This window comes from Protofrankia sp. CiP1_Cm_nod4 (assembly GCF_982290645.1).
In genome coordinates, this window is the sequence record NZ_CEVIVC010000196.1 from 3184 (window position 1) to 8046 (window position 4863).

The 4863-nt window shown below is 68.1% G+C and carries 6 protein-coding genes; 2 read left to right on the plus strand and 4 right to left on the minus strand.

Annotated elements, in window-relative coordinates; all coding sequences use genetic code 11:
- From AC5LSR_RS22405 to AC5LSR_RS22415, 3 genes are all read right to left on the minus strand, one after another.
- A partial coding sequence (locus AC5LSR_RS22405; RefSeq protein WP_493468957.1) for a ricin-type beta-trefoil lectin domain protein occupies positions 1-481 on the minus strand: 481 nt, incomplete at its 3' end.
- A gap of 311 nt (positions 482-792) precedes the next feature.
- Positions 793-1692, minus strand: a complete 900-nt coding sequence (locus AC5LSR_RS22410) for a helix-turn-helix domain-containing protein (protein ID WP_250287164.1) — start codon at positions 1690-1692, stop codon at positions 793-795.
- Positions 1693-1764: 72 nt separating this feature from the next.
- Positions 1765-2727 (minus strand): GlxA family transcriptional regulator, encoded by a 963-nt coding sequence (locus AC5LSR_RS22415; protein WP_250287163.1) that lies wholly within the window; start codon positions 2725-2727, stop codon positions 1765-1767.
- A 159-nt stretch (positions 2728-2886) separates the two neighbouring features.
- Between AC5LSR_RS22415 and AC5LSR_RS22420 the strand changes: the two genes are divergently transcribed.
- Entirely contained in the window at positions 2887-3939 is a 1053-nt protein-coding gene (locus tag AC5LSR_RS22420; RefSeq protein WP_250287160.1) for an NADPH:quinone reductase, read from the plus strand.
- Between the two features lie 103 nt (positions 3940-4042).
- Positions 4043-4549, plus strand: coding sequence for a TIGR03618 family F420-dependent PPOX class oxidoreductase (locus tag AC5LSR_RS22425; protein ID WP_250287158.1), 507 nt, complete (start codon positions 4043-4045; stop codon positions 4547-4549).
- Positions 4550-4638: 89 nt separating this feature from the next.
- On the opposite strand, the gene AC5LSR_RS22430 is transcribed toward AC5LSR_RS22425, so the two are convergent.
- The coding region (locus tag AC5LSR_RS22430; protein ID WP_250291516.1) for a hypothetical protein at positions 4639-4863 on the minus strand (225 nt) is incomplete at its 5' end.

Here is a 4863-nt window from a genome sequence, read left to right on the forward strand (position 1 = left end):
CGTTCCAGTCTTTCTGCGCATCAGAGGTGTAGACGGCGTCGCTCTCCGGAGAAATGCGCAGGCTATTGCTCCAGAAATATCCATCGGCGTAGAGATAAGGCGGAAGATCGTTATCCCAGTACTGGCCTTGCCCGCCGTTGCAGGAACTCAGCCAGACAGCGTTCCGGTCCGACTTGGCATCGGTTGTCAGACAGAGGCCCCTGGTCCGGCTGCTCAACTGGTGCTGGCCGTATGCATTGGCAGAACCAATCCAGTCCCAGTCCTGTGACTGCCAGCCATGGCAGGTGGCTGTGAAAACACCACTGCCTGTCGCCGAGGCCGTCAGGCAATCGCCATTGTACTGGCTTTGGTAGGTCCAGTAGGTAGTGGCCGCCGAGGCCTGGCCAGCCGTCATGGCAACGCCACAGACAGCCAGAGCCGCGGTAGCCAGCAGACCGGCAGCGGTTCGACGCAGACGTCTGATGCCGAGCTTTTTGCGCATACTTTTCCTTCCTCATGGTCAGCATTCCCGGAAAAGCGCGTGCGGCGACAGCCAGGGCCGATATACAAGATCAGTTTCTCGGGGTGGCCGGTCGCCGGACGTTGCGCGCGCTCTCTCCTGTATCCGCCGGGGCCCCATCTGGCACTGCCGGAAAACCGCACGTTGTTGATGCCGGTTCTCGGTGCGGTTACCACCGGGACCTCGGTAGCGAGGACACGGCACATCGTGGCACCCACGATGCGGTCGTGTATTGAATAAACGCGCACCCCCGCAGCCCGGCTCGGCCAGCCTGTCGGTCTCGCGCCGCGGGCTCAGGCGGGAAGCCCGGTGCTCAACATGACGCTGGTGACCTCTCCGGGCATCCGGTCCCAACGCTCCCACGGCCCCGGTCCGACGGGAGCGGCGTTGCGGTCGGTGAGGAAGCGGCGCGGGGTGGAGCCGGTCATGGCCTTGAACTCGCGGGCGAAGTGCGCCTGGTCACTGAACCCGCAGGTCGCAGCGATCTGCACCGGCGCCGTACCGGTGGCCAGCAGCCGCAGTGCGCGCCGTAGCCGCAGCACCCGTGCCGCCGCCTTGGGTGACAGGCCGATCTGCTCCCGGAAGCGGTTTTCCAGCTGACGTCGTCCCCAGCCGGTCCCCGCGGCCAGTCGGGCGATGGGGATCGTCCCGCCCGTACGGATCAGCTGCTGCCAGGCCCACACCACCCGCGGCGAGTGGACGGGCCCGCGGTCGATCCACTGCGCGAGCACCGTGTCCAGCAACGCGAACCGCTGCTCCCAGTCCGGCAGGGCCGCCAGTGCCCCGGTCAGGTCACGGACACCGCCACCAAGAAGATCACCCGGATCCACGACACGCTCGGCCACCTCGTGCATGGCCACACCGAACAGGGTGAACGCCACCCACGGCATGAGGACCACTTCCACCGCGTACAGGCTTCTGCTGTTCTCAACTATTTTGGCCCGCGTCTGGAGCCCGGCGAGAAAAGACGCGTAACTGTCCACCGCCACCCCTTCGCCAACGCCGCTCACGCGCAGTTCCTCGGCAAATCCCAGAACGAGGGTCACCGCACTGACAGGAATCTCTAATTTCCGCCGCGGGCGCAGCAGGTGCATCCGGTGCCCCCGGTAGAGATGCACTCCCGGGCGCAGCCGGGGATGCGGCCGGGCGAACGCGATCTCCGCATCCCCTGCAGGGCTGATAAAGTGCAGCATCCCCGTTCCTTCCGATCGGGACATGACATGGCATGGGTATCGCGAATCTCACCGGTGTGCGGGAAGCGCGGGTCACCGGTTCCGGGTGCGGAAGGTACGCCGATAGACGGCCGGCGAGACGCCGACGGAGGCGCGGAAATGCTGCCGGAGGGAGACGCCGGTGCCGAACCCAGCCTGTCGGGCGACGATGTCGATCGGCAGGTCGCTGCTTTCGAGAAGGTGCCGGGCGCGTTCCAGCCGCTGCCCGGTCAGCCACTGGCCGGGGGTCAGGCCGACTTCGTCGCGGAACCGCCGGGTGAAGGTGCGTACGCTCATGCCCGCGTGGGCGGCGAGCTCAGCCAGGGACAGCGGTTCCGGCAGCCGCTCGAGCGCCCAGGCGCGGGCGGGAGCGGTACTGGCGGTCGATGGCGGCGGGACGGGATGTTCGATGTACTGGGCCTGTCCCCCATCACGCCATGGCGGCACAACGCAGAGACGGGCCACGCGGTTGGCGACCTCGCTGCCGTGGTCGCGACGGACGAGGTGCAGGCACAGATCGATGCCGGAGGCGGCACCCGCCGAGGTGAGCACATCGCCGTCGTCCACGAACAGCACGTCAGGATCGACCTTCACCCGGGGGAACATCCGCTGGAAGCGGTCGGCCTCAAACCAATGGGTGGTGGCCGGGCGGCCGTCGAGCAGGCCCGCGGCGGCCAGAAGGTACGAGGCTGTGCAGATCGACACGATGCGTGTACCCGCCGGGATGCCGGCAAGCGCGCCGGCTACCAGCTCGGGCAACCGCCCGGCCATGTTGATCTCGAGTGGATGGACGGGTGGGATGACGACGGTGTCCACCGCCGCGAGGACCCCGGCCGTGTGGTCGACGGCGATGCTGAACCCCGCATCGGTGCGGACCGGCCGGCCGTCGACGGTACAGACGATCACCTCGTAAAGCGGCTCGCCAGCTGACCCGATGGCGGCGGTGAAGATCCGCCCTGGAATGCCGAGTTCGAACGGGATGACTCCGTCCAGGGCGAGCACGGCGACCCGATGCATGGCCAGATCCTATCGGATGGTGTCTTGCGGGCCACTTCCGGCGGATCAGGTGCCGGGTCATCCTGACGTGGTGGTCCGGCTCCCCGCGTAGGGGAGGCGGAGACGGGGGCGTGCCGACGTGCCCGTTGGTTGTCCTGGTTCTCCTGGAAGGAACGCCGCGTGAAATCGATCGTGTACGAACGGATCGGGGGCTCCGATGTGCTGCGGCTGGTAGAGCGGGTGGAGCCCGAGCCGGGGCCGGGTCAGGTCCGGGTCCGCGTCGCCGTGTCGGGGGTGAACCCGACGGACTGGAAGGTGCGCCGGGGAGCGCTGGGCTCGTCGCTCCCGCCGGCCGGTCAGGTTCCCAACCAGGATGGCGCCGGCACCGTCGACGCGGTCGGTGAGGGAGTGGATCCCACGCGGATAGGACAACGCGTGTGGATCTGGGAGGCCACCTGGCAGCGAGCTGACGGCACCGCGCAGGAGGCGGTGGTACTACCCGCACGCCAGGCGGTGCCGCTGCCCCCGGCTGCCTCGTTCGACCTCGGGGCGAGCCTCGGCATCCCAGCCCTGACCGCGCACCGCGCCCTCACCGTCCACCCGGACGGCCCGTCCGTCCTCGGACCATCGGCGCTGGCCGGCCGGACCGTGCTCGTCGCCGGCGGCGCGGGAGCGGTCGGGCACGCCGCGATCGAGCTGGCGCGCTGGGCCGGGGCGAACGTCGTCTCCACCGTCAGCTCTCCGCGGAAGGCAGCGTTGGCCTCCGCGGCCGGCGCGCACCATGTCATCAACTACCGCACGCCGGACGCGGCCGAAGCGATACGCAAGACCGCCCCCGACGGCGTCGACATAGTGGTCGAGGTGGACCCCGTCGTGAACGCCGCGCTCAACCAGCAGGTCATAGCCCCGAACGGGGTCATCGCCATCTACGCCGACACCAGCGGCTCCCAGCTGACCGTTCCCCTCCAGCCGCACATGTTCGCCAACACCCGCCTGCAGTTCGTGCTCGTCTACACGATGCCCGACACGGCGAAACACCAAGCCATCGAGGACGTGAACGCCGCCGTGGCCGCCGGCGCCCTGCGGACCGGCGAAGACGCCGGGCTGCCGCTGCACCGCTTCCCGCTGACCGGGACAGCCGCCGCGCACGACGCGGTCGAGGGCGGCGCGGTCGGGAAGGTCCTCATCGACATCCACCATGACGAACAACCGAAGCCACCGGCCTCGCGGTAATCACCGAACAGGGCCTGCGTCACCGCGACACGGACAATCCGGCCCTGTCCACGTCGCGGCGCCCTTCAGGAACCGTGCACCCGTAGAACGAGGAACAGCCCTGATGACCAGCCAGACAACAACAGAGCACCCCGACCGGCAAGGAGAGCACCCGGACGGGAAAGGGATGCCGGCGTTGCCCGCAAGCGCCCACCGGCTGTTCGCATCGGACCGGGAGGCAACCGTCGTGACGATCGACCCTGACGGTACGCCGCAGGCCTCGCTGGTGTGGATGGCCCTCGACAGAGGCAGCCTCGTCTTCGGCGTGGAGGAGCATCGCCGGAAAGTACGCAACCTGCGCCGGGACCCGCGAGCGACGGTCATCATCCACGACAACGAGCGAACCGCCGACGGAACCGCGGACGGCCTCACCCAATACCTCACCGTACGGGGCCGAGCAACCCTCCTCGGCCCAGGGATCCCACACGAATTCACCGCACTCATGGACACCCTGGCCCAGCGCTACCTCGGCACCGATGTCTACCCCTTCAGGAACCGCGGCTCCGAAACCGGAATGATCATTCGGATCGCGGTCGAGCGGGTCGGCGGCGTCGGCCCGTGGGCGGACTGACACAGCACCGTTGCACTCGCCCATTACCAGCGATCCTGACCCCGGACCCTCCCGTCAGCAGGAACCCATACGACCGGATCACAGAGACCTCAGACACCCCGGAACGGCTCCGGAGGAGCTGACACCCTCATCTTCGTCAAGCTGCTGGGGTGGCTGATCCGGTCGTCTGCCCTCCTCGTCGTTCCAGCCTCGTCCTCATGGCCGTCAGTCCCGAACGTTGTCCCGATCAAGAGGCAGATGTACGACCGCGCCGGATTTCCCCTGCTCCGGCGGCGGATCCTGCTCTCATGACACCGTCTGTCACCACTGGAATC

Excerpts from the sequence above, each read along its gene's own strand:
- AC5LSR_RS22410 (WP_250287164.1), bottom strand. The coding sequence starts at position 1,692 with ATGCTGCACTTTATCAGCCCTGCAGGGGATGCGGAGATCGCGTTCGCC.
- AC5LSR_RS22425 (WP_250287158.1), top strand. The coding sequence starts at position 4,043 with ATGACCAGCCAGACAACAACAGAGCACCCCGACCGGCAAGGAGAGCAC.
- AC5LSR_RS22415 (WP_250287163.1), bottom strand. The coding sequence starts at position 2,727 with ATGCATCGGGTCGCCGTGCTCGCCCTGGACGGAGTCATCCCGTTCGAA.